At 65.9% G+C, this 24489-nt stretch carries 22 protein-coding genes and 1 tRNA gene; 7 read left to right on the top strand and 16 right to left on the bottom strand.

The features are described from left to right. Positions 1 to 61 precede the first annotated feature (61 nt). Positions 62 to 904 carry a nucleotidyltransferase domain-containing protein gene (locus tag QW861_RS18575; RefSeq protein WP_315752057.1) on the bottom strand — a complete coding sequence of 281 codons (843 nt, stop codon included), beginning with the start codon at positions 902 to 904 and terminating at the stop codon, positions 62 to 64. A 199-nt stretch (positions 905 to 1103) separates the two neighbouring features. Here QW861_RS18575 and QW861_RS18570 point away from each other — a divergent pair, with 199 nt between their 5' ends. Next, positions 1104 to 1676, top strand: coding sequence for a septal ring lytic transglycosylase RlpA family protein (locus QW861_RS18570; RefSeq protein ID WP_315752056.1), 573 nt, complete (start codon positions 1104 to 1106; stop codon positions 1674 to 1676). 199 nt (positions 1677 to 1875) lie between these two features. Here QW861_RS18570 and QW861_RS18565 read toward each other — a convergent pair whose 3' ends face one another. From QW861_RS18565 to QW861_RS18535, 7 genes are all read right to left on the bottom strand, one after another. Then, positions 1876 to 3111: a class I SAM-dependent RNA methyltransferase gene (locus QW861_RS18565; protein ID WP_315752055.1), complete on the bottom strand. Its 1236-nt coding sequence runs from the start codon at positions 3109 to 3111 to the stop codon at positions 1876 to 1878. Beyond that, positions 3104 to 3841: a TlyA family RNA methyltransferase gene (locus tag QW861_RS18560; protein WP_315715541.1), complete on the bottom strand. Its 738-nt coding sequence runs from the start codon at positions 3839 to 3841 to the stop codon at positions 3104 to 3106. The genes QW861_RS18565 and QW861_RS18560 overlap by 8 nt, the downstream gene beginning before the upstream one ends. A gap of 183 nt (positions 3842 to 4024) precedes the next feature. Next, on the bottom strand, positions 4025 to 4585 hold the full coding sequence (locus QW861_RS18555) for a nucleoside 2-deoxyribosyltransferase (protein WP_315715542.1): 561 nt from the start codon (positions 4583 to 4585) through the stop codon (positions 4025 to 4027). A gap of 29 nt (positions 4586 to 4614) precedes the next feature. Continuing rightward, positions 4615 to 6540, bottom strand: a complete 1926-nt coding sequence (dxs, locus tag QW861_RS18550; RefSeq protein WP_315715543.1) for a 1-deoxy-D-xylulose-5-phosphate synthase — start codon at positions 6538 to 6540, stop codon at positions 4615 to 4617. A gap of 963 nt (positions 6541 to 7503) precedes the next feature. Further along, positions 7504 to 7755 carry an exodeoxyribonuclease VII small subunit gene (locus QW861_RS18545; RefSeq protein WP_315715544.1) on the bottom strand — a complete coding sequence of 84 codons (252 nt, stop codon included), beginning with the start codon at positions 7753 to 7755 and terminating at the stop codon, positions 7504 to 7506. A gap of 100 nt (positions 7756 to 7855) precedes the next feature. Beyond that, positions 7856 to 8785 (bottom strand): histone deacetylase family protein, encoded by a 930-nt coding sequence (locus tag QW861_RS18540; RefSeq protein ID WP_316193375.1) that lies wholly within the window; start codon positions 8783 to 8785, stop codon positions 7856 to 7858. A gap of 111 nt (positions 8786 to 8896) precedes the next feature. After that, positions 8897 to 10573, bottom strand: a complete 1677-nt coding sequence (locus tag QW861_RS18535; RefSeq protein ID WP_316193374.1) for a bifunctional metallophosphatase/5'-nucleotidase — start codon at positions 10571 to 10573, stop codon at positions 8897 to 8899. 107 nt (positions 10574 to 10680) lie between these two features. On the opposite strand from QW861_RS18535, the gene bla reads away from it, so the two are divergent. Continuing rightward, a complete protein-coding gene (gene bla, locus QW861_RS18530; RefSeq protein ID WP_315828088.1) occupies positions 10681 to 11568 on the top strand; it encodes a subclass B3 metallo-beta-lactamase in 888 nt (295 codons plus the stop codon). Positions 11569 to 11580: 12 nt separating this feature from the next. On the opposite strand, the gene solA is transcribed toward bla, so the two are convergent. Both solA and QW861_RS18520 read right to left on the bottom strand, forming a co-directional pair. Further along, a complete protein-coding gene (gene solA / locus QW861_RS18525) occupies positions 11581 to 12774 on the bottom strand; it encodes an N-methyl-L-tryptophan oxidase (protein ID WP_316193373.1) in 1194 nt (397 codons plus the stop codon). Between the two features lie 21 nt (positions 12775 to 12795). After that, on the bottom strand, positions 12796 to 13560 hold the full coding sequence (locus tag QW861_RS18520) for a crotonase/enoyl-CoA hydratase family protein (RefSeq protein ID WP_316193372.1): 765 nt from the start codon (positions 13558 to 13560) through the stop codon (positions 12796 to 12798). A gap of 255 nt (positions 13561 to 13815) precedes the next feature. Between QW861_RS18520 and QW861_RS18515 the strand changes: the two genes are divergently transcribed. Next, complete coding sequence (locus QW861_RS18515) at positions 13816 to 14625, top strand: hypothetical protein (RefSeq protein ID WP_316164262.1); 810 nt, start codon at positions 13816 to 13818, stop codon at positions 14623 to 14625. Between the two features lie 33 nt (positions 14626 to 14658). On the opposite strand, the gene QW861_RS18510 is transcribed toward QW861_RS18515, so the two are convergent. Beyond that, a complete protein-coding gene (locus QW861_RS18510) occupies positions 14659 to 15030 on the bottom strand; it encodes a hypothetical protein (RefSeq protein ID WP_316193371.1) in 372 nt (123 codons plus the stop codon). Continuing rightward, positions 15030 to 15545 carry a hypothetical protein gene (locus QW861_RS18505; RefSeq protein WP_316193370.1) on the bottom strand — a complete coding sequence of 172 codons (516 nt, stop codon included), beginning with the start codon at positions 15543 to 15545 and terminating at the stop codon, positions 15030 to 15032. The genes QW861_RS18510 and QW861_RS18505 overlap by 1 nt, the downstream gene beginning before the upstream one ends. A gap of 287 nt (positions 15546 to 15832) precedes the next feature. On the opposite strand from QW861_RS18505, the gene QW861_RS18500 reads away from it, so the two are divergent. After that, positions 15833 to 17101 (top strand): DUF892 family protein, encoded by a 1269-nt coding sequence (locus tag QW861_RS18500; protein ID WP_315715553.1) that lies wholly within the window; start codon positions 15833 to 15835, stop codon positions 17099 to 17101. Between the two features lie 337 nt (positions 17102 to 17438). Here QW861_RS18500 and QW861_RS18495 read toward each other — a convergent pair whose 3' ends face one another. Both QW861_RS18495 and QW861_RS18490 read right to left on the bottom strand, forming a co-directional pair. Next, positions 17439 to 17696 (bottom strand): hypothetical protein, encoded by a 258-nt coding sequence (locus QW861_RS18495; RefSeq protein ID WP_315715554.1) that lies wholly within the window; start codon positions 17694 to 17696, stop codon positions 17439 to 17441. A 272-nt stretch (positions 17697 to 17968) separates the two neighbouring features. Next, positions 17969 to 18337 carry a hypothetical protein gene (locus QW861_RS18490; protein ID WP_315715555.1) on the bottom strand — a complete coding sequence of 123 codons (369 nt, stop codon included), beginning with the start codon at positions 18335 to 18337 and terminating at the stop codon, positions 17969 to 17971. Between the two features lie 270 nt (positions 18338 to 18607). On the opposite strand from QW861_RS18490, the gene QW861_RS18485 reads away from it, so the two are divergent. Then, positions 18608 to 19300 (top strand): phytanoyl-CoA dioxygenase family protein, encoded by a 693-nt coding sequence (locus tag QW861_RS18485; protein ID WP_315715556.1) that lies wholly within the window; start codon positions 18608 to 18610, stop codon positions 19298 to 19300. Positions 19301 to 19415: 115 nt separating this feature from the next. Here QW861_RS18485 and QW861_RS18480 read toward each other — a convergent pair whose 3' ends face one another. Then, on the bottom strand, positions 19416 to 19709 hold the full coding sequence (locus QW861_RS18480) for an HdeA/HdeB family chaperone (RefSeq protein ID WP_315715557.1): 294 nt from the start codon (positions 19707 to 19709) through the stop codon (positions 19416 to 19418). 1043 nt (positions 19710 to 20752) lie between these two features. Then, complete coding sequence (locus QW861_RS18475; RefSeq protein ID WP_315715558.1) at positions 20753 to 22531, bottom strand: acyl-CoA dehydrogenase; 1779 nt, start codon at positions 22529 to 22531, stop codon at positions 20753 to 20755. Between the two features lie 289 nt (positions 22532 to 22820). Here QW861_RS18475 and QW861_RS18470 point away from each other — a divergent pair. Together QW861_RS18470 and QW861_RS18465 are read left to right on the top strand one after the other, a co-directional pair. Next, positions 22821 to 22895 (top strand) — tRNA-Gln (locus QW861_RS18470). 940 nt (positions 22896 to 23835) lie between these two features. Then, complete coding sequence (locus QW861_RS18465; RefSeq protein ID WP_315752044.1) at positions 23836 to 24303, top strand: GNAT family N-acetyltransferase; 468 nt, start codon at positions 23836 to 23838, stop codon at positions 24301 to 24303. Positions 24304 to 24489 lie beyond the last annotated feature (186 nt).

Here is a 24489-nt window from a genome sequence, read left to right as displayed (position 1 = left end):
GCAGGCCCGGGCTGCCGAGCAGACGCGCGCGCGGGGAGACTTGATTGGTAAGGCGCCGATCTCAGCCGGCCGTCGCAGCATGGACCAACGCCTGTTTCAATTCGGCCTCGACCTCCCGCAGGCTGCGGAGCGCCGCACCGAATTCGCCATTGCCGATCGATTGCCAGATGAGCTCCACGCGCGCCGTCAGATCGGCGAGTGCCAGTCCAAACGTCGCGGCCTCATTGAGCGCACCCTTCTCGTTGATCAGGTAGCGCCCGTTGACCGCAAACAGCACCTGCGCAAGGCAGGCGAGGGCGCGATAGGCGCAGCCCGCGACGTGGGTATGGTCGCCACGCCCGACAGCCAACTCGGCATTATCGATGCTGAATGCGATCTCCCACTGGAAGCGCGCAATAATCGCGTCGCGCAGGCGGCGCGGATAGGGCGTGCAGCGCGACTTCAGCCCCGCCAGCAGTTGCGCGGGATCGTGCAGCGGGCGGCAGAGCGCGACCTCGCCCATCCAGATCGCCGAGACGAAGCCATGCGGATGGCCTGGCTGGTAGTGCATCTCGATCCGCCCTTTCCGGCAGTCGTCGATCACGCCGCCGACCGCATCGATCTCGCGATAGAGCAGGTCGACCTTGTGCCCGTCGATTCTGAGCCAGCCGCCGCCGACGATCCACTGTCCCCAGCCGCCGACCGCCGTCAGTTCGAGCGTTTGCGGGTCGTCGACGAGCCGCCGCACTGCTTCGCGCAGCACGTCGGTGTCGAGATCGTGCCTGGATGCGATGTAGAGCCCGACGTCGTAGTCCGAGCCCGCCTGCGCGGTGCCGCGCGCACGTGATCCACCGAGCGCGATGGCGCGCAGTCCCGGGACATCGGCAAGTTCGCCGACGATGCGGGTCAGCAGCGGGTCAGGCATTCACGTGTTCTCCCAGGATGACAGTATGAAGTTCTTGCGTGGAAAAACTCCACAAGGCCGCTGTTCAGGCTGATCTGTTGCCATTAAGCCACAATCTCCCAAAAACCAGGGGTTGCATCTCCCGCAAGTTTCCCTTTGCCACCGTGCCGCCGCGATTGGGCCGCGACCATGAGCGGGTTGAGGCGGAGGCGCACAGAACATGCGTATCATCGACCGGACAGCACGTCCCGCGCAGCGCGTCAGGCGCTCGTCAGTCATCCAAGGTCCGCGTGCAGGGCTCGCTTGCCAACTTCTCAGGGCAGCGCTGGTGTGTGCGGCGGCGGCTTCGCTCGCAGCCTGCGCGCAATCATCGGCGGTCCGGCAGGCGCGCTGGGCGGCGCCGACGAAGCAAGCCGGAGCCGAATTTCGGCCGCAGGTGCAGCGCGCGGAGAAGGCGCCGGAGTCAGTGGTGCGCGTCCGGCGGGCCGAGCCCAGCCCGCCGCCGGCGCACTCCGGAGCGTCCGGTCTCGCCAGCTACTATTCGGAAGGCCAGAAGACCGCGAGCGGCGAGCGCTTCAATCCCTCCGAGCTGACGGCCGCGCATCGCAGCCTGCCGTTCGGCACCCGCCTGCAGGTCACCAACGTCAAGACCGGCCGCTCCGTGGTGGTGCGCGTCAACGATCGCGGACCGTTCGTGCAGGGGCGGGTGGTCGACGTGTCCTACTCAGCCGCGCAGGCGCTCGGCATGGTCAACTCCGGCGTCGCGCCGGTGAAGGTCAGCGTGGTGAGGTAGCGCATCGGATAGGCGACATCGCTGGTCGATCGCCTACGAGTTCGTGCTCATAGTCAGCGGCGTTCTCGGTCGACCTCGCCCCGCAAGCGGGGCGAGGGGGCGCACCGAGCGTGATGCGCGAGCTCCGTGCGTCATTGCAGGGGCAACGCTTGGCGCTCCCCGAAAAAGCCGATCTCGCTCGTAAATCCGTTGACGGTGCTCACCGCACCAGCCTCGCCACCAGCTCGACATGTGGGGTGTGGCGGAACTGGTCGACCGGCACCACGGTCTCGAGCTTGTAGCCGCCGTCGATCAGCATGCGCATATCCCGCGCGAACGTCGTGACGTTGCAGGACACCGCGACGATCACCGGCACCTTGCTGGCCGCGAGTTGCCTGGCCTGCGCCTGAGCGCCCTGGCGCGGCGGATCGAACACGACGGCGTCGATGTCGCGCAATTCCGGCGGCATCAGCGGGCGGCGGAACAGGTCGCGCGCCTCGGCCTTGATCGGCTTGAGGCCGGGCGTGCCAGACGCCCTTTGCAGCGCCGCGATCGCGCCGGCATCATTGTCCATGGCGGTGACGCGCGCCCTCGTGGCGAGCCGCAGCGCGAACGGGCCGACGCCGCAGAACAGGTCGGCGACGTGCTTGGCCTTGCCGATCCGCTCCATCACCAATTGCGCCAGCGTCTCCTCGCCTTGCACGGTGGCCTGCAGGAACGAGCCGGGCGGCAGCGTCACCTGTGCCGTCCCCATCGTGACCACGGGTGCATTGCGCATCAGCACCAGCTCGCCATGGCGCGTCAGCCGCGCCAGCCGGTGCTGTTCGGCGAGGCGGGACAGGGCCGCGATGCGCGGCGGCGGCAGCGGGCCGGAGCCGCGGATGTCGATGTCGAGGCCGTTGCTGGTCGCGGTCGCCTGGATGTCGAGCGGCTTGCCGGTCGGCTTCAGCGCCTCCGCCAGCGCCCATGCGGTTTCCAGCGCACCGTCCAGAGCAGGATCGAGGATCGGACAGCGGTCGATCGGCACGATGTCGTGGCTGTTGGCTGCCGAGAATCCGACGCGGAGAACCTCGTGCGTGCCCATCCGGGCGTGGAAGGTGGCGCGGCGCCGGCCGGCGCCGTGGGCATCGATCAGATCGGCCACTTCGCAATCGACCTTGGCGGCCCGTAGCGTCTCGACGACGATGTTGCGCTTCCACTGCTGATAGGGCCCGGGCATCCAGTGCTGGATGGCGCAGCCGCCGCACACGCCGAAATGCGCACAGAACGGCGCGATCCGCTCCGAGCTCGCCGCCTCCACCGCGAGCAGCTTGCGGCGATCGGGATGCCCGGGCACGACGGCCGCCTCGACGGTCTCGCCGGCCAGCGTGTAGGGCACGTACAGCGCCTCGCCCGATGACAGCGACACGCCATCGCCGCGATGGCCGACATGGTCGATGACGAGACGCTCAACCATGGCGGCGCGCTCCCAGGAAGAATTCGGCGTTGCCGTCGCCGCCCTTGATCGATGATGGGAAGATCTCGATGTCGCTGCAGCCCAGCGAGGCGGCGAAGGCCGCAATGTCGTCGCAGACGGCGGCATGCACGCTTGCATCCTTGATGATGCCGCCCTTGCCGTGCTTTCCCTGCGCCTCGAATTGCGGCTTGATCAGCGCCAGCAGGCTCATCGGCGAGGCCGCGAGCGACAATGCGACCGGCAGCACCGCCTTGAGCGAGATGAAGCTGCAGTCGATCACGACGACGTCGGGGCGCTGCGGCAGGCGCTTGCCGTCGTAGCTGCGGATGTCGGTCTGCTCCATCGAGATGATCTTCGGGTGATTGCGCAATGATGGGTGCAATTGGTCGCGGCCGACATCGACCGCGAACACGAGCGCCGCGCCATTCGCCAGCAGGACCTCGGTGAAGCCGCCGGTGGAGGCACCGACATCGAGGCAGACATGGTCTTCGACCTCGATGCCATAATGCTCCAGCGCCGCCGCCAGCTTGACGCCGCCACGCGACACCCAGGGATGCGCCGGCTCGGCCTGCAGGACGGCGTCGGCGGGAATGTTCTCCGAGGCTTTGCCCACCTGCTTGTCGTTGGCGAACACGAGCCCCGCCTCGATCGCCGCCTGCGCCCGCGCGCGGCTCTCGAACAGGCCGCGTTCGACGAGGAGGATGTCAGCACGTTTGCGGGCAGGGGTCATGGGCCGGATCGCGAGATAGGTGAGATGAGGGCGACGCAATGAATTTCGAACTCCGTCATTGCGAGGAGCGAAGCGACGAAGCAATCCAGACCTCCTTTGCAGCCCTGGATTGCTTCGCTTCGCTCGCAATGACGGGTGTTGCAAGCTGTTCGCGCGTATTCGCGGCTTCGGAGGGGCCCGGGATCAAACCGTCCTCGTCGCCAGCCGCTCCGCCGCCAATCTCACGCAGGTCTCGAAAGCTGCCAGATGATGCCAGACGTCCGCAGGGCGTTCGCGTGGAGCGACGAGCGGGGCGCCGCGTAGCTCGAGCGCGTGGATCATCATGAGATTGTCGGGCAGGCCGAAATCCTCGACAGTCAGGCCTTCGCCATCGACCAGGCGGCCGTCCTGCTCCGTCACCGCCGTGAAGCGCCGGGCACGATCGGCGTAGACGGCCGGGTCGTTGCAGTAGCCGAGACACAGCTTGCCGGAGCCGGCCATGTAGCCGAACTCATAGACCGTGCCGGCATCGGCGCCGGGCCCGCGGAACGGTGTGAGATTGGCGATGATGGCATCGGCGTCGTCCATCATCGCCTCGTTGCCATGGAAGATCTGGCGCGAGGCGTCGGAGGAGGCGAGGTCGATGCTGTTGTCGAGGGGGTAGAGGCCGATCAGGCCGTGGCGGTCGCAGATCGCGACCTTCCGCCGGCCGATCTCAATGGCATCCGGCAGGAACACGTCGGGACCTGCCAGATAGATCTTCATGGCTCACCACTGCGGGACGCAAGCTCGCCTCAGGCGAGCTTGACCGACTCGGTCGTGTAATCCTTTCCGAGCGCCTCGAACACCTTGCGCACGATGCCTTTGGCGTCGAGCCCGGCGCGGGCGTACATCGCTGCCGGCGTGTCGTGGTCCTGGAACTCGTCGGGCAGCACCATCGAACGCATCTTCAGGCCGCCGTCCAGCATGCCCTGGTCGGACAGATACTGCATCACGTGCGAGCCGAAGCCGCCGATCGAGCCTTCCTCGATCGTGATCAGGATGTCGTGCTCGCGGGCGAGCTTCATCACCAGCTCCTCATCGAGCGGCTTCATGAAGCGCGCATCGGCGATCGAGGCGGACAGGCCATGGGCGGCGAGCTCGTCGGCGGCCTTCTCGCACTCGGCAAGCCGGGTGCCGAACGAGAGCAGGGCGACCTGCTTGCCCTGGCGGATCATGCGGCCCTTGCCGATCGGCAGCGGAACGCCAACCTCGGGCATTTCCACGCCGCGGCCTTCGCCGCGCGGATAGCGCACCGAGCTCGGCCGGTCGTTGATCGCGACCTGGGTCGCCACCATGTGCACCAGCTCGGCCTCGTCGGAGGCCGCCATGATCACCATGTTCGGCAGGCAGCCGAGATAGGCGTTGTCGAAGGAGCCGGCATGGGTCGCGCCGTCGGCGCCGACCAGGCCGGCGCGGTCGATGGCGAAGCGCACCGGCAGGCTCTGGATGCAGACGTCGTGGACGATCTGGTCGTAGCCGCGCTGCAGGAAGGTCGAGTAGATCGCGCAGAACGGCTTGAAGCCTTCTGCTGCGAGGCCGGCGGCGAAGGTCACGGCGTGCTGCTCGGCGATGCCGACGTCGAAGGTGCGCTTCGGGAACGCCTTGGCGAAGATGTCGATGCCGGTGCCCGAGGGCATCGCGGCGGTGATGCCGACGATCTTGTCGTCCTTCTCGGCTTCCTTGACCAGGCTCTGGCCGAACACGTTCTGATAGGCCGGCGCGTTCGGCTTGGCCTTCGCCTGGGTGCCGGTGGCGATGTCGAACTTGGCCACCGCATGATATTTGTCGGCCGCCGCTTCCGCGGGCGAGTAGCCCTTGCCCTTCTGGGTCACGACGTGGACCAGGATCGGGCCGGTCTCCATGTCGCGGACGTTCTTCAGGACGGGGAGCAGATGGTCGAGGTTGTGGCCGTCGATCGGGCCGACGTAGTAGAAGCCGAGCTCCTCGAACAGCGTGCCGCCGTCCATCATGAAGCCGCGGGAATATTCCTCGACGCGGCTGGCGCGGTTGGCGATCACCTTGGGCAGATGCTGGCCGAGCTGCTTGGCGGCATCTCGCAGCGTCCGGTAGGTCTTGCCCGAGTACAGGCGCGACAGATAGGCCGACATGGCGCCGACCGGCGGCGCGATCGACATGTCGTTGTCGTTGAGGATCACGATCAGGCGGGAGTTCATCGCGCCGGCATTGTTCATGGCCTCATAGGCCATGCCGGCGGACATCGCACCGTCGCCGATCACGGCGATCACGTTGTTCTTGCCGCCCGACAGGTCGCGCGCAACGGCCATGCCGAGGCCGGCGGAAATCGAGGTCGACGAGTGCGCAGCGCCAAACGGATCGTAGTCGCTCTCGGCGCGCTTGGTGAACCCGGAGAGGCCGCCGCCGGTGCGCAAGGTGCGGATGCGGTCGCGGCGTCCGGTCAGGATCTTGTGCGGGTAGGCCTGGTGGCCGACGTCCCAGATCAGGCGGTCACGCGGGGTGTCGAACACGTAATGGATGGCCGTGGTCAGCTCGACCACGCCGAGACCAGCGCCGAAATGGCCGCCGGTCACCGAGACCGCGTCGATGGTCTCCTGGCGCAATTCGTCGGCGACCTGCCGGACCTGCTCGACCTTCAGCCGGCGCAGATCTTCCGGGGTCTTGATGGTGTCGAGAAGCGGCGTCTTACTAAATGTGGTCACGGTGACATTCCAATTTTGCAGGTCGGGTTCAAGGGCCGACATCTGAGAGGTTCATCGTAACGGGCGGCGAAACCTGAGGTCTTGAAGGTCACATCCGCGCGGATCGAAGCCGCAGTCCGAAGACTAGCCGGGTTTGGGATCGATCTATGTGATGTAAGTCACTCTTGGTGGCCTTGCCGTCCTCGTTAGTCGCCCAAGATCGCCAAGTCGTTCAGCCAAGTCAGTTTTGCTAGCTCTTGCAAGCGCTTAGATTCCTCTCTCCGGAGAGGATGGACACTTCCAAAAACCCGCAGTTGCGAGAAGCTTTACACCAAAGTGCGTCTTAAAGCCAACCCGGCGGGAGTTGGCAAGCCCGCAAACGGTACCTTTGCGCCACGTCTCAACCGCGGCGGCGTGCCGGAGGTTCCATTGCTCTGCTCAAATCGACGGCAGCCGTCGCTCCGGAATAGACCGGGGACGCGAACTCGGTCCAGGCTTTTTCCCGCGCCGCAGAATCGGCCGATGCGGCGATTGCGCGCGCCGCGGTACGGTGAGCCATGCGTCCGCGTCAGGGGATCGGTCCGCAGACGATCATGAAGAAGTCGCAGGCGTGCGGCCTTTCGTGGATCGTCACGAAGCGGACGCGGAAGACCTGCGAGCCAAGCACATTGTCATGATCGGGCCGGACGATCGCAGACGCGGAACGGCACGATCGTGGGATCGGGGGGCGCCACGGCGAACTGCCCGGATCCAATCGTGTCGCATGGTAAACGAAGGACGTCGCGCTGACTCTCGAGCGGTGAACGCGGTGGCGGAGACTTCGCCGGGGGACACTTGGCGGCCAAGCCCATTGACGATGCAGTTGCACCGATGCGCGGCTGAATTGCACGAATGGGAGGCGCTTTGCCCGCGTGTCGCGTCAGGCCACAACCAGCGAAATAAATCCGGACTGTCGCTCGGAGACGGCCGGTGGGCCGCAAGCTGCTATTGCACGTCGAGCGGCACGGTTCCCACCGCATGGCCGCTGGCGTCGGTCGTGATCTTCTCGACCCGGGCCTCCGCCTGGCGCAGCAGCTCCTCGCAGCGCCGCTTCAGCGCCTCGCCGCGCTCATAGATCGCCACCGACTCCTCGAGCGGCACCTTGCCGTCCTCGAGGCGCTTCACGATCGATTCCAGCTCCTCGATCGCGCGCTCGAACGACAGCTTCTTGACGTCGGTTACGGTGTTGTCCGCCATGCGGGTTCCCTGCAGCTCACTCAACTCCGGGGCCGTGCTTTTACACCCCGCTCGCGGCCCTGTCAGGCCCTGCCGGGGTGGATCGGCTGGAACCTGGGGATTACGCCCCGGTCAGCGCCGCAACGTGGGCCGCGACGGATTCCTTAAGCCCCTGAAGGTCATAGCCGCCCTCCAGGACAGAGACGACGCGGCCGCCGGCGGTCTTGTCGGCGAGCTCCATCAGCTTGCGGGTGACCCAGCCGAAATCCTCCGCCCGCAGGTTGAGCGACGCCAGCGGGTCGCGATAGTGGGCGTCGAAGCCGGCCGAGATGATCACGAGCTCGGGGCTGAACTTGGTGAGCTGCGGCAGGATCAGGTTCTCGAAGGCGGAGCGGAACTCGAGGCTGCCGTCCTCGGAGGCCAGCGGTGCGTTGACGATAGTGTCGTGCTCGCCGCGCTCGCCGCGGGCGCCGGTGCCCGGGAACAGCGGCATCTGATGGGTCGAGCAGTACATCACGCTCCTGTCGGCCCAGAAGATGTCCTGGGTGCCGTTGCCATGGTGGACGTCGAAGTCGACGATGGCGGCACGCTCGATGCCGAAGGTGCGCTGGGCGTAGCGGGCGGCGATCGCGACATTGTCGAAGAAGCAGAAGCCCATCGGCTTGGCGATCTCGGCATGATGCCCGGGCGGGCGCACCGCCACGAAGGCGTTGCGGTGGCGGCCCGACATCACCGACTCCGTCGCCGCGACGGCGCCGCCGACGCCGCGCATCACGGCCTCCCAGGTGCCCGGCGACATCGAGGTATCGCCGTCGAGATAGATGATGCCCGAGGTCGGGGCCATGTGGCGCAGCTCGGTGACGTAGTGCTCGTTGTGGCAGAGCAGGGCCAGCTCGATGTCGGCCTCCGGGGCCTCGTCGCGATCGAGCAGGGCGAAGCGCTCCTCGGTCAGCGCCTCCTCGACGGCGCGCAGGCGGTCCGCGCGCTCGGGGTGGCCGGATGGCGTGGCGTGATCGAGGCAGGCTTCATGAGAGAGATACAGCGTCGACATCAGGGCTCTGCCACTCGCGCGTTGCGGGAGGGCCCAATCTATGCGCTGAACGCAGCCTCGGAAAGAGCCCCGCGGGCGATATGACCGGCTTTCCGCCCGGCGCGGCAGGCGTCACGAAGCCTTGTTGACGATACGGCCGCGCGGCGGCGGGGTCAGCGGGCTGTTGGCCTTGAGATAGGCGAACAGCGCCTCGTCGTCATAGGGTCCCGTGATCGGATCGCGGCCGCTCTTGAACGCGGTGAAGCCGTCGCCGCCGAGCGCGAGGTAGTTGTTGATGGTGACCCGGTAGGACGCGGCGGGATCGATGGCCTTGCCCTCGAGCATCATGCTGGCAGCATCGATCCGCGCGCCCGCGGACTGTTTCGCATCGAAGGCATAGGAGAAACCGCTGGAGACCTGCAGGATGCGCGGCCGCGCCGGGTCGAGCCATTGCTGCTCCAGCGCGGCCTTGATCTCGGCGCCGGTCAGGGTGACCGTCATCAGCTGGTTGCGAAACGGCTGGCTCGCGAACACGTCGGCATAGGTCACCGCGCCGTCGTCTCGACGAACGAGATCTGTCCGGATACCGCCGGGATTGGTCATCGCGACGACCGCGCTTCCCTTGTCCGCCGCGGCTGTCGCTGCGAGCTGGGCATCGGCGATGACGTCGCCGAGCACGCTCTCGCCGGAGGCGTTCGGCAGCCGCGACAGCGTCGCGGTGAGCACGCCGGCGGGGCGATTGGCGTAGGGCGCCGCGAGCTTCTCATAGGCGTCGATCAGCGCGGTCTGCGCCGGATCCTTCGGCAAGGTGGTATCGACGACGACGTTCGTCGCGGTGGCGCTGATCACGTCGCGCGTGGTGCGGTCGAGCTTGACGTCGATCGCGGTCACCAGCGTGCCGAACTTGTCGCCCGAGGTGACGAGCCGCTTGTCGATGGTGCAGACATAGGCCTGATGGGTATGGCCGGAGATGACGATGTCGACCGCGCTGTCGAGCTCCTTGACGATGTCGACGATCGGCCCCGACAGCCCGGGACATTCGTTCATGCCACCGGACGGCCAGCCGCCCTCGTGGATCAGCACGACGATCGCCTGCACGCCCTTGGCCTTCAATTCCGGGATCAGCGCGTTGACGCTCTCGGCCTCGTTGCGGAAGTCGAGGCCGGCCGCGCTCGCCGGCGAGATGATGCCCGCGGTCCCTTTCAGCGTCAGCCCGATGAAGGCGACCGGGACGTCCTCGAAGGTGCGGATCTCATAGGGCGGAAACACCGTCTTGTCGGTGCCGGCGAGGAACGTCGACGCCGCGAGATAGTGGAATTTGGCACCGGTGAACGGCTGCGGCCCGCGGCAGCCGTCGGTCGGATGACAGCCGCCGTTCTGCATCCGCAGCAACTCGGCCTTGCCCTCATCGAACTCGTGATTGCCGACCGCCGACAGGGCGAGCCCCATCTGCGACATCGATTCGATGGTCGGCTCGTCGTGGAACATCGCCGACAGGAACGGGCTCGCACCGATCAGGTCGCCGGCTGCGACGAAGATCGTGTTGGGCTGGCCGTCGGCGAGCAGCTTGACGAGGCTCGCCATGTGCTCGGCGCCGCCGGCTGGAACAACGGTGGTCTTGGTTGGATCGGCGGGATCGGCGACGCGGATGCCGGAAGAGGGCGGCTCCAGATTGCCGTGGAAGTCGTTGATGGCGAGGATGCGCAACGCTATCGGCTCGTCCTCGGCCGATGCTGGCGGGCCGACGATGCTTGCAACGGCGGCGCCGGTCAGCAGGCAGACAAGGGCGAAGCGGGAGAGACGGCTCATGGCAGGGTCACGTGTGATGCAGGGGCCGCGGGACGAAGCGCGATTGCCCCGCCGCGGTCGCAATGACATAAAACGATTTCATAACACCAATACATCGGGAGGCCGGAATGAAAAGAATGATGCTGCTCGCGGCGACATTGTCGCTGGCCGCCGGCTCCGCTGCAGCGCAATCGCTGCCGGACCTGATGAAGCAGATGGTCGCGGCGTGGAATAAGCCGACCGAGCCGTTCAAGGTGATCGACAACGTCTACTACGTCGGCACCAACGGGCTCGCTTCCTACCTGATCACCACGCCGCAGGGCCATATCCTGATCGATACCGTGATGCCGGAATCGACCGCGCAGATCGAGGCCAGCATCGGCAAGCTCGGCTTCAAGGTCGCCGACATCAAATACATCCTCAACACCCACGCCCATATCGACCACACCGGGGGGCTGGCGCAGATCAAGCAGGAAACCGGGGCGCAGATGGTGGCGGGCGCCAAGGACGTGCCGCTGCTGGAAGGCGGCTTCTATCCGGGCCGCGAGGAGGAGCGCTATCTCGGCTTCCCGCCGGTCAAGGTCGACCGCGCCGTGCGCGAGGGCGACACCGTCACGCTCGGCGGCGTCACGTTGACGGCGCATGAGACGCCGGGCCATTCGCCGGGCTGCACCAGCTGGACGACCGACGTGAAGGATGGCGACGCCACCCGCAGCCTGATCTTCTTCTGCAGCGCCACCGTGGCGCTGAACCGGCTGGTCGGCCGTCCCACCTATCCGGGCATCGTCGACGACTACAAGAAGACCTTCGCCTGGGCCAGGACCGCGCATCCCGACATCCTGCTGGCGCCGCATCCGGAGATGTACGACATGGCCGGCAAGCGGGCGAAGATCGCCGACGGCGCGCCCAACCCTTTCGTCAAGCCGGGTGAGTTCAACGCCTATCTCGACAAGCTCGAGACGCAGTTCAACGACGGGCTGGCCAAGCAGACGGCGGCGCTGCAGTCCGGCAAGTAGTTGCGCCGTCCGCTATGCTGGATCGGCGACGGCCAGCCGGTCCAGCGTGAAGCCGGAGAGGTCGACGCGCGGCGTCTCGCCCCGGGCCATCGCCGCGAGCGCCTCGCCGACGGCGGGCGAATGCTTGAAGCCGTGGCCGGAGCAGGGCGAGGCGTAGATGACGTTCTCATCGCCGGGATCGCGATCGATGATGAAGCGGCCGCCGGGCGCATTGGTGTAGAGGCAGACCGCGCTGCGCAGGCAGCGCGGGCCGAGATCCGGCACGAACGGCCGGACATAGGTTTCATAGGCCGCTTCGATCTCGGCCGCCGTCACCTCGCGGGACACGTTGTCGGGATCGGTCTCGCCGGTCAGCACTTCGTTGGCGATCTTGACGCCGTTGTCCGGCGATCCGAGCCAGGGAAAGCCGTAGATGTCGGATGCGGCGCGCTCGCGCCCGCTGACGTCCCAGATGAAGACCGGCGCGTTCGGGCCGAAGCGCTCGGGATTGGCAAGGATTTCGAACCAGTACAGCACCTGCCGCGTGACGTTCACGCGCCGCTGCAGCGGCGTGATCAACTCGGTGATCCATGGCCCTGTCGTGACAATCAGCGTCGTGGCCGATGCGGCTGTACCGTCGTCAGTCATCACCACGAGCGAACCCATGGCGCGGCGAAACCATTTGACTTGGCGGCCGAACAGCAACTTCGCGCCAAGCTGCACGGCGACCGCAAGCTCGGCGCGCACGCAGTCCTCGACCAGGAGATAGCCGCCCTCGCGGTCGAGGAAGGCGCGATCGCCGGGCAAAGTGGCGAAGCCCGGAAAGTCCGCGCGCAGTCGCTCCGACGACAGGATCTCGCCATCGACGCCATGCAGCCGGGCCGCGGTCTCGATATTGGCGAAGAACTGCGCGCTCGAGACGCCGTGGACCTCGCCGCCATCGCGGGCCGGAATGAACAGGCAGCCGCATTGCTCGAACAGATGCGCCCCGGTCTCGCGCTCCAGTTCGCGCCACAGCACATGCGAGCGCTGCGCCAGCGGCGTGTAGTCGACGCCTTCGCCGATCGCCGCGCGGGTGATGCGGGTCTCGCCATGGGTCGAGCCGAATGGATGCGGCGGCTGGAAGCGGTCGATGCCCAGCACGCGCTTGCCGGATTTGGCGAGATGCAGCAGCGCGGCGCTGCCGACCGCGCCGCAGCCGATCACGATGACATCAAAACTCGGCATGCGCCTCCGACGACCCCGGCGTCACTTTTTCTTCTTGCGCGACAGGAACGCCTTGAACGCGCCGACCGCCTCCTCGGAGGTCATGCGCTCGGCGAACAGATAGGCCTCCTGGTCGATCCGGCGCGTGAGCTCGTCAGGCGCGGTGCGGATCAGCCTGCGGCCGATCGCCACCGCCTCGGCCGGCAGCCGGCAGATGTCGCGCGCCACCTTGTGCGCCTCGACCTCGGTATGGCCCGGCGCTACCACCGTGTTGACAAAGCCCGCGATCTGCGCGTCGGCCGCGGTCATGGTGCGCCCCATGACCAGCATCGCGAACGCACGCTGATAGCCCATCGTCTGCGGCATCAGCAGGCTCGAGGCGCCCTCCGGCACCAGGCCGAGATGGATGAAGGGCGTCGAGAACGTCGCCGTGGTCGAGGCCAGCACGTAGTCGCAGTGGAACAGCATCGTCGTGCCGATGCCGATCGCGACGCCGTCGACGGCGGCGATGATCGGCTTGACGTTATGCGCCAGCGAATACAGGAACTTGGTCGCCGCCGAGGTGCGCGCGGCGTCGTTGCCGGCCGCCCCCGCATGCAGGAAGTCCTCGAGGTCGTTGCCGGCCGTGAACACGCCGGAGCCGCCGGTGATGATGATGCATCGCACCAGCGGATTGTTCTGCGCGGTGTCGATCGCATCGCTCATGCCGAGATACATGGCCTGGGTGATCGCGTTCTTCTTCTCCGGGCGCCTGAGCTTGATCGTCCGCGTCTCGCCCTCGTCGGTCACGATCAGATGGTCGGTCATGGGCCCCTCATGCGCGTGCGCCGGCGGCTGCGATGCTACCGGTCGTTTCGAGTCGTTGTTCTCGCCTCAGCCTACATCATCTGCTGAGCGCGCCAAGGGCTGAGCATGCGACGAAAACACGGGAAGGTTGCATCCCGTCGCGCGGGCAAGGCGTCATGCATTCATGGTTGATGACCGGTTTGCGGTCGCATCGGAGCAGGATGAGGTCGGGAGCCAGGCTGTGATCGTCACAGCTTGAACCCCAGGGTTGATTACATGACGAAGTTCTTTTCGGTGCTGATGGCGTTGCTGCTGTGCGCCGTGTTCACGGAGCGTGCGGGCGCGGCCCCCAATGATCGCGCGCTGTTGTCGCTGTTGTGCGCGCCGGGCGCGATCGCGGGCGCCAAGTGCAAGCGTGCGAAATCCTATCCCGAGGCCGACGAGCGTGGCTGCGATGTCACGCTGAAGCCGCAACGCCATCTCGGTCGCTTCCTCGTATCCGGCAATCCGCTGCTGGTCGTCACCTATGAAAGCGAATGCGAGTCGCGCGCGAACGATTTCGGCGGTTCGGTGCTGTTCGAGCAGACCGGCGCGACCTTCGTGTTTCGTGGCTTCCAGCCCGGTATGCGGGTGGACCAATGTGTGATGGCCGGCAAGAGCGACGGAGTGGATACGCTGGTCTGCCTGGTCGGCCACATGGGGCAGGGCGTTCTCGAAAGCGCCGTGGCCCGGATCGGCTTCACCGGGGGCGGCCGCGAGCCCATCACGATGTCCAACGACTTTCTGCTGAAGGCCGAGGATACGACGGAGGCTGACATGGCCAATGTCGTGACCTGCGCGGAGCCGATCAAATATTTCGACCTGTCGAAGCTGGCGCCCGGTCCGCGCCCGGGCACCGTGGTCGCCGACGTGACCTATGCCGACCGCGAGACGATCGGCACCGCGTGCGGCAAGGGCTTTCCGAAGCCGAAGGATGCGCAGGACATGCGCAAGCTCGCGCCCGGCGAAGCCTATGTTCCGGAGGACAATGCCAAGCGCGGCAGCGTCATCGTCGACGTTGCGGGCCGCACGGCGAAACTGCGCTGACCCGGCTTGCGGTCGCGCGCGGCATCCCGCGCCTCACCGCGCCCCGTCCAGGCGCGGCAGCGTGCCGGGTGCGCGCGGTGTGGCAGGTTGCGCCTGCTGCCGCACGGCTTCGCGCCGCAAGGCCTGCTCGAGCACCGCCAGCCGCGTCGCCATCCGCGTCAACTCGTCATGCATCGAGGTCTGAACGCCTTGCACGGCGTGCTGCACCTCGCGCAGCGCGTCGCGCTGCGTCTCCGCTTTCAGCACCCTGAACTCGGCCTCGATCGAGGTCAGGCGGCTGTTCACGGCGCGGATCGCCTCGGCGATCTCCTTCTGGCCGTCCTGCAGCGCGCGCACGTGATCGACCAGCCGCAGATGGTCGGTCAGTTCCTCGACCGTCCTGCCGATATTGCCGCGGCCCCACATTACTTCACCGACCTGAGCAGCGTCCTGATCGTTGCCAGATGATCCTCGGGCGAGCCGAGCCGGGCCGAGATTACGCTCATGAATTCCTTGCGCAGCTCCGACAGCTCCTCCTCCGGTGTGATCCGCTCGACGGTGTCTTCGGTGGGCAGCCGCCGGGGCTCGACCTCGACGGGGCGCGGCGCAATGTCACGCGGCGTGACGCCGAAATAGGGGGGCCGCTCATAGACCGGGATGTGCGGCGCCTGGCGAGACGCAGTGACGCGCGCCAGAGATGGGAACTTCGGCGGCGACGTCATCGCCGGCCGCTCGATCTGGTCGATCAGCGCCGCGAGCGCGACGTCCATGTTGCTGTCGTCGGGCTCCTCGGCGAAGTGATAGGAGTAGGGTCGCGGTGCGGCCGTCATCGTGAGCGACGAGGACGCGAGCGAGGATGCGTGCGCGCGAAGCCGTCCGATGACGCGGCGAAGTCGCTCGCCGAGACCGGGTTTCTCCCTGGCTGGTGTCCGCATCAACATCTCACTCTCCAGCACCACAGCTTAGGCGAGCAGGGAAAAGCTTAGCAAGGGCCGCGGCCCAACTGCCAACAGGATGTCGTCGCAAAGTCACCGCATTTTAAGCCGGCCGCATGGATCGCAACGGGGGGCCGTAGCGGGTTCGCGCGGATTGCTCAGTGTGGCTCAGCGTGCATATGGCGCCAATCTAGCTCCCACTGACGGGCAGGTTCCGGCACGGAGGTAAGGAACAACCATGTACCCGCGCCGTTCGGACAATGCGTCCCCCGCCCAAACGTCCGAGGCCTTCCATGTATCACCACGTCAAGAAGCTGATGTTCACCGTCCGTGTCGACGAGCCGGATCCGCGCTTCGGCAACATGCTGCTCGAGCAGTTCGGCGGCGCCAACGGCGAACTCGCCGCGGCCATGCAGTACTCGATCCAGGGCCTGAATTGCGAGGATCCCGACCGCAAGGATCTGTTGATGGATATCGGCACCGAGGAGCTGAGCCATCTCGAGGTGGTCGGCACGCTCGCCCGCATGCACCTGAAGCCCGCCAAGTTCGACCGCGAGGCCGCCGAGGCCGATCCGCTCATTGCGATCGCCGGCGGCGGTGGCGTCAACCTGTTCAACTCGCAGGGAAATCCGTGGACCGCCGATTATCTCAAGATCACCGGCGAGCTCGACGTCGACCTGCGCAGCAACATCGCCGCGGAAGCGCGCGCCAAGATCGTCTATGAGCGGCTGATCAATTTCACCGACGATGCCGGAACCAAGGACGCGCTGCAATTCCTGATGACGCGCGAGATCACCCACATGAAGGCGTTCGCGCTGGCGCTGGAGAGCATGGGCAAGCCCGCCTTCAGCATCGGCCGCCTCGCGCCGACGCCGGGCCTGGTCGATCAGTTCTTCAACGATTCCACCGGCGCCGGGGACCACGGCGAGATCGACACCCGGGGCCCTTGGAACGAGGGCGGCGACTGGGTGTTCACGGAATCGCCGGCGATCCAGGCCGGCGAGCCCGGAGCAGCCTCTGCGATTGTCACCGAAAGCTCGCCGCCGGCCGACGAATCCGGCCTCAGCGATCTCCTCATGGACGAGCTGCGCGACATCCTGCATGCTGAGAAGCAGCTCACAAAGGCGCTTCCGAAGATGGCGGAGGCCGCGCGCTTCGACCAGTTGAGCGAATTGTTCGAGCAGCATCTGGCCGAGACGGAAGCGCAGATCGAGCGCATCAACGAGTGCTTCGAGCTTCTTGGGAAGACGCCGCGCGCAAAACCCTGCAAGGGCATGATGGGCCTCATCGAGGAAGGCCAGGAGATCATGACCCAGAGCGAGGACAAGGAGGATGCCGCCGCCGACCTCGCACTGATCGGCGCCGCGCAGCGGGTCGAGCATTACGAGATCTCCGGCTACACCACCGCGCGCAACCTCGCCCAGCAGCTCCGCCACAGCGCCGTCGTCGCGCTGCTGTCGAAGTCGCTGGCCGAGGAGGAGAACGCCGACCAGCTCCTCAACCAGGTCGCGCGCTCGCTGATGTCGGTGGCGAAGATGCCGGCCGCGATCGAGCAGGCGTGAGGAGGGCGTAGTCGTAGGCGGATGAGCGCAGCGTCATCCGCCGCCTTCCAAATCAAGACGGCGGGTTACGCCTGCGGCTAACCTGCCCTAAGAGTCTCAACTCTCTCCCAGTCGTCATTCCGGGGCATTCGCGCGCAAACGGCGCAGCCGTTTGAAGCAGCGTGAATGAGCCCGGAATCCATAACCACAGGCCTCAGTTTGAGGCGAGCACGCGCCACATGCCGCTCGCACCTCACCACCATCGTGAGTATGGATTCCGGGCTCGCCCTGCGGGCGCCCCGGAATGACGGTGGAGGGAGCGATGACAACAACGAGCAAGCCAACATGGGCTGCCGTCTCACTCCGTATAGCTGTGCGACCGCTCCGCCCGGCGGAAGTGAACCGGCGATAGGCAGCGCCGGGCCCGGCTGATCTGGGCGTCGGTGGCGCCCCGGCTGCGCGCATACATCTCGGCCACCTCGGCGGTATATTTCTCGACGTAGTAGCGAACCTCGGAGCACGACATCCGCGTCTCCGGACCTGCTTCGTTGGCCGCCTGCAACTCGGACCCCATCGCCAGCACCAGCACTCCCGCGCCGATCACGCTTCGCAACATCGTCGTCTCCCCATTGTCGTAGCCGCCTGCCAGCAGGCGTGACTCGGCGCGCCGGGGCAAATTAACAATGGGCCGCGCATGACATCGCGCGCGGACTGTTGCTTCACGGCGTCACCGCGACGCGTGCGTCGCAGCGCGTTTTGCTGTTGTAATGCTCGTCCAGTTCCTCATTCGGAACCGGCGCGTTCGGATGCGACGCTCGCGATCGGCGCCACGCCATCGCTCGGCGCGACCCACAGCTCGTAGGACGGCGCGGGGATTCCGAACGAGCCTCAGGCCGTCACGCCTTGGCTCGACGCAGCCGTGCTGCTGGCTGCGCCATTGGTCGCGCCCTGCGCATTGTAGGTCTGCGCGTTGTTGCCGCTTCCGTTCGAGGCAGCGGCAGTCTTGGTCACCTCGGTCGAGCCGTCGGAATAGGTGATCGTCGTCGTGGTGATCCCGTCGAGGGTGATCGAGACCTCGCTGACCACGGTCTTACCCGACGATGAGCCGCCGCTGCCGGAAGAACTTTCAGACGTGGCGCTGGCGGAGCTGGTGGCCGAGGACGACGACGTCTGAGACGTGGACGAGGTGGATTGCGTGGCGGTGCTTGCCTGGGACGCGGTGGCCGCGACGGGCGTTGTGACAGAGCTGATCGACATGGGACTCTCGCGTGAAGAAGGAAGCCGGGCCGCGCGGTGGGCGTTCGGCCCGCTTCTTCAACGCAACTGCCGCCCGAAACTGGCGGCGCCAGTTGCGTCTGATTATGTCCGGACGCCGCCGTCCTGATGCCGGACCAAGACCGAAGCTTGACGCCGGTGGCCCCATCGCGCTCGCATCTCATGTCCATCGTGGGCATGGATTGCGAACTCGGCGGCGGGAAAGAAGAGCGATTGCCAAGCTCCCGCGGCGCACTCTAGTCTCCTGCGCGCATGACCTTCGCGCTCTCTTCCCAGCAGAAATCGCAGTTCACCGACGCCGGCGCGCTGCACGTCACGACGGCACTCGATGCGTCCGCTTTGCACGCTCTCGCCGCCGCGCTGTCCCGCCACGCACCGGCGCAGGCCGGCACCCGGCTGCACGGTGTTGCCGCGCTGACGCCGTTGCTCGCCAATGACGGTCCGGTCGGCCGCGCCGCCGCCGCCGTTCTCGGCGATGCCGCGCGCCCGGTGCGCGCCGTCTATTTCGACAAGACGCCGCAGATGAATTGGGCGGTCCCGTGGCATCAGGACCGGACCATCGTAGTGCGCGAGCGCATCGAGCTCTCGGGTTTCGGTCCCTGGACCACCAAGGGCGGCCTGCAGCACGTCGCGCCGCCTTACGAGGTGCTGGCGCGGATGGTCACCTTGCGTGTCCACCTCGACGCCGTGCCCGACGGCAACGCCCCGCTCCTGATTGCGCCAGGCTCACACTGCCTCGGCCGCATCCCGGAAGCCGATGTGCCGATCGTCGTCGCGCGGTGCGGCACCGTCGCGTGCCACGCCGAGCCGGGCGACATCTGGCTGTATGCAACACCGATCCTGCACGCCTCGGAACTATCCGTGCAGCCCGGCCATCGCCGCGTGCTGCAAGTCGATTTTGCCGCGGATGAGCTGCCGGGCGGACTGGAATGGCTCGGCATTTGAGACGACGGAGGAGGGCGGATGAGCGGAGCGTCATCCGCCCTTGGCGGCGCGGTGGAAAGGCGGGTCACACTAACACCACCCCGCCCTACGCGACACGGATGGTGCGCGTCGCCGGTTACTTGCCGAGGATCTTCTCGGCCGCCGTCACGATGCTGACCGTCGGATGCTCGGCGCAGTACGCGCCGAACTTCTTGGCGTTCGCGATGAACTCCTCGGTGTCGAACAGCGCTTCGTCCTGATCGCCCTTGTACCAGCCGTCCAGCCAGATCAGCACCATCTTGATGGTGTCGTCGCCGCTTTCGACGAACTGCTTGCAGCTCATGGTCGACAGATCGAGGACGACCGCCGACGCCGGCGCAGATGACAGCAGGAGGGCGACGGCAAATAGTGGGGCAACGAGCGATTTCATATGGTTCTCCGAATGGGCATGATCAAAAACGATGAACTATGCAGAGGCTCACCAATCCCTTCGCGAAGCGGCGCGAATTCCGTGATCACGATCGCGACGGGAGCGGTGGCCGGAACTGTCCGTACCGCGCGGAGAAAGTCAAGCATGAGCGGGAGAGCCGCAGGGTGCATCGAGCCTTTCCGGCTCCGAGGTCTGAATTGGGAGCCTCGGCGGGCGCGCGCGCCTGTCGGGCAAATCACGTTGACCCGAAATGATCGTGTCAAGGTTTTCTGAAAAACATAAATCGCTTTGTCGTTTCCCAAAATCAGCATTATGGTACGCCCATCCCGTTGCACGGTAGGGGACGCTTCGCGGTCGTCACGGACGTTGGCAGCGGGATGCGGTGGACGCGGGCGGGCGCAGTGCTGTTGGCACGGACGAACGGCTGCTCGCGGACGGTGAAGGCGTGTGGTTCTGATACTCCGACGCTAGTATCAAGCGTAATGCGCGAGAGCGCATTGCGCGACATGGTGGCCAGAAAGCCCGGTGCACCAGGAAGAGCGCGCTATAGACCGTTAAAACCATCGCGCGGGGAAGGCCGGGTCTGTCCGGCTGTACCTGTGGTGACTGCCGCCTGCTTTTTTTCTGCAGGCGGGCCACGGGCCTCAGCCGAGGTCCGGCCTTCCTCGCGCCCTCCACTCGGTGAGGGCGGGAATTTAGCTCATAGCTCGGGCGCGGAGCGCGTCGCGAGAGCGCGGATGCTCATGCCGAGCTACGCTCCGAGCTGATCGTGACATGCTGTTTGAGATTGTGGATCACACGATGCTACATGGCCGGTGCTCACCCTCCCCTGGAGGGGGAGGGTCGATCGCGCGCGAAGCGGGCGAGCGGGGTGGGGTGATGTCTCCACCGGCACGGGTGCGTGTGGAGACATCACCCCACCCCGCCTCACGTTTCGCTGCGCTCCTCGTGAGGCGACCCTCCCCCTCCAGGGGAGGGTGGGAGCCCGGTGATCAGCCATGATGTAAGGACGTCAAAGCTGCGCTGTCACGACCGAGTCGAACTCACGCCACCAGCACGGCCTCGGCGCCGAGCACCGCATCGGCGCCGTCGGTGACGGTCTTTTCCAGGGACGGCGCCTGCACGGCAAACGTCTCGGCGAAGAACCGTGCCAGCGCCACGTGACGGGCGCCGACGGTCTCGCTCTCGCTGCGCGCGGCGAGCGCCTCGTTGGCCAGCATGCAGCCGCCGAGCGCCGAACCGAACAGGCGCAAGTACGGCGTGGCGCCGGCAAGCGCGTCGTTCGGGGCTGTCGCCAGCTTCTCCAACAGCCAGCGGCTGGAGCGGTCGAGCGCGCCGAGCGCGTCGCGCAGCTTGGCGCCTGTCGTGCCGAACGCCGGATCGTTGGAGGCCTCGACGCGGCGGACGATGTCGGTGAGCTCGTCGAGCAGCTTGAACACCGAGGCGCCGCCGTTCGCACCCAGTTTGCGGGTGACGAGGTCGATCGCCTGGATGCCGTTGGTGCCCTCGTAGATCGCGGTGATGCGCGCGTCGCGATAGTGCTGCGCGGCGCCGGTCTCCTCGATGAAGCCCATGCCGCCATGGATCTGCACGCCGAGATAGGCGACCTCGTTGCCGATGTCGGTGGAGAACGCCTTGGCGATCGGCGTCAGCAGCGCGCCGCGCGCGGCCGCCTCGGCGCGCACGGCGGGATCCTTGGCGCGCACGGCGACGTCGAGCGCCACGGCGGTCGCGTAGCAGATCGAGCGCGACGCGGCGGTCAGGACGCGCATCTGCATCAGCATGCGCTTGACGTCGGGATGGGCGATGATCGCGTCCGAGCCGGTGCCTTTGCTGCCGACGGCGCGGCCTTGGCGGCGGTCCTGCGCGTAGGCGAGCGCCTGCTGATAGGCGCGATCGGCGACGCCGACGCCTTCGAGGCCGACTCCGAGCCGCGCCTGGTTCATCATCGTGAACATGCAGCGCATGCCGGCGTTTTCTTCGCCGATGAGATAGCCGATGGCGCCGCCATTGTCGCCCATCGTCATGGTGCAGGTCGGCGAGGCGTGCATGCCGAGCTTGTGCTCGACGCCGGTGGCGTAGATGTCGTTGCGGGCGCCGAGCGAGCCGTCGGCATCGACGAGGAATTTCGGGATCAGGAACAGCGAGATGCCCTTGGTGCCGGCCGGCGCGTCCGGCAGCCGCGCGAGCACGAAATGCACGATGTTGTCGGTCATGTCGTGGTCGCCATAGGTGATGAAGATCTTGGCTCCGGTGATGCGGTAGCTGCCGTCCGCGGCCCGCTCGGCGCGGGTACGCAAGGCGCCGACGTCGGAGCCGGCCTGCGGCTCGGTCAGTTGCATCGTGCCGGTCCATTCGCCGGAGATCAGCTTGCCGAGATAGATGTCCTTCAGCTCCTTGCTGCCATGGGCATCGAGCGCCTCGATGGCCGACAAGGTCAGCAGCGGGCACAGGCCGAAGGCGACGTTGGCCGCGCTCCAGATCTCGGTGCAGGCGGCGTTGATGGCGAGCGGCAGGCCCTGGCCGCCATGCGCCTCGGGGCCGGACACCGCGTTCCAGCCGGCCTCGGTCCAGCGCTTGTAGGCATCCGGCCAGCCCGGCGCGGTGGTGACCTTCTTGTCGGCGAGCTTGACGCCGTTCCTGTCGCCGATCTGGTTGAGCGGGGCGAGCACGTCGGTGGCGAACTTGCCGGCTTCCTCGAGCACGGCGGCGGTGATGTCGGGGTCGAAATCGCCGTAATGGCCGGCCTCGACCGCCGCCTTCAGCCCGGCGCCATGGTTGAGGGCGAGCAGCATGTCGTTGAGCGGGGCGCGATAGGTCATGGCGTGTCCTCGGGGGTCGAAATTGGCCGGTTTGGCCGCCGTCATCCCATGAAACCGGCCGGGTCTCAACTTTTTCGCAAGCCGTTGCGGCGGGCGGCCGCGGCGGACCCGGCGGGACAGGGTAAAGGCTTGTTCAGATTGACGAATCGGCGAGCGCGGCGGATCACCCGGAGCCCGCGCAAATTTCCTGCGGCGCAGCGGTTGAAATGGGCCGGCGCGCTCTGTAGACCACGGGCGCCGATCCGGAATCGCATGGCGCCCGCGCGCCGCGCCGATCCGACGGGCCTGATGGGGCGTAGCCAAGCGGTAAGGCAGCGGATTTTGATTCCGCCATTCGGAGGTTCGATCCCTCCCGCCCCAGCCAGATTTCCGGAGCCCAGTCGGTATCTTACATTTTTACGATTTTGTTGTTCTGCACCTCGCCAGACGCCGCATTCCGAAACTCTGTTTGCGTTGTGTTCGCCAAAACGTGAGCTCGTCGTTTGCGTGTTGCCGCAAGGATGCGCGGAGCCGTGCGCTTGGCGTAACCGGCGTTACTCCGGGCCAAGGATTCCGGATATCCTTGGCGAATTCGGCCGGGTACAGTCGATGAACCACGCGCCATGCCCTGCGGCACAGGCCAACGAATTTCTCGCCGCGCCGAAACAGTGTGCTCTCGCCCGCGTCATCCCTGATGAACATTTCGTAGAGCTTATCAGCGGCACGCGGGGTGATACTCTTGATCGGCGAGCACCCGATGCGCTCGCCTCCTTTGTTGCGCACGTCGCAGATGGCTTGCATGCTGTGCTCGTAGCCGGGTCGCAAGCGCTTCGAGACCTTTTCGAGATATGCCTTTGTCTGCTCATATTCGCGGAAAGGCCAATCAACCGAGCCGACGCGCGCTACAGAAGCCTTTGGATTGGGGATGCCCTTTCGATTTTGGCATCGGCATCACTCCACGTCTCGTCGCTGTCAGAATCACTGTCATCCGAAGGCAGCCGATCATTGGCACAATCAAGCTCTCCGACGTTCCATGCTCTTCGGCGAGCGCCAATGAGTGCGGGCTTCGGCATACTTCCTGCCTGCACCATCTGATCGAAGACGTTGAGGGAAGCGCAGATGCAAGCGGCTATGGCCTCACGGGTGATGGGCCGGGGCTTGAGCGATGACGAGCGAGTCGTCTGCCTTGGCTCGGCGAGATCTTGGTAACAGAGCCTAGATTCTTCGTGCCCGTTCTATCTTTTTCGGTGTAGTTCGCTATCCTTGTTACGACATGAAAGATATCATCGTCATACATCGATGTGCGTGCAATGGAGTTGCTGGAGATGAACAAGCAGGGTGGAGGCGTCGAGATCGCGAAGGGAAATCCCTTTCACGCAGATGTCGTCCGTATGCTCAGAGACGCAGACGAATATTATGCGTCGCTTTACCCGCAAGAAAGCAACCACTTGATCGATGTGAATGAGTTGGCGAAGGACGATACTCTATTCTTCGTCGCTCAGATCAACGACAGGGTGATTGGCTGCACGGCCCTCGTCTTGTCACCTGACTATGGTGAGTTGAAACGCATGTATGTAGATCCTGCCTATAGGGGGCTGGGGGTCGCGCAAGATCTGCTGGATACGATCGTGCAGGCCTCGCGAGGGGCAGGGCTATCTTGTATTCGTTTGGAAACCGGGTACCTGCAGCATTCCGCGATAGCATTGTATCGAAAGAACAGCTTCTTCGAAATTCCGCCGTTTGGCGGTTACAGCATTGACCCGCTGAGCATATTCATGCAGCGCGACCTCTAGCAACCTGTTGAATGTCCCACAGGCATCTGCCTGCACTTTGGTGCCGACGTTGGATTCTGTCGTTGTCTTGGTCGTTGCGCGGTATTCGCTCTTCTGCGCGGCGGCCGCAGGCGGCCTATTGAGGTCAAGCTCGAACACGAATTGAATCAGAAAAAAAGGCATTAGTACCCTGTCTTTCCATTTGAG

The sequence above is a fragment of the Bradyrhizobium sp. SZCCHNRI1029 genome (assembly GCF_032487555.1).
Lineage (GTDB): Bacteria > Pseudomonadota > Alphaproteobacteria > Rhizobiales > Xanthobacteraceae > Bradyrhizobium.
This window is presented reverse-complemented; position numbering and strand designations above follow the sequence as displayed.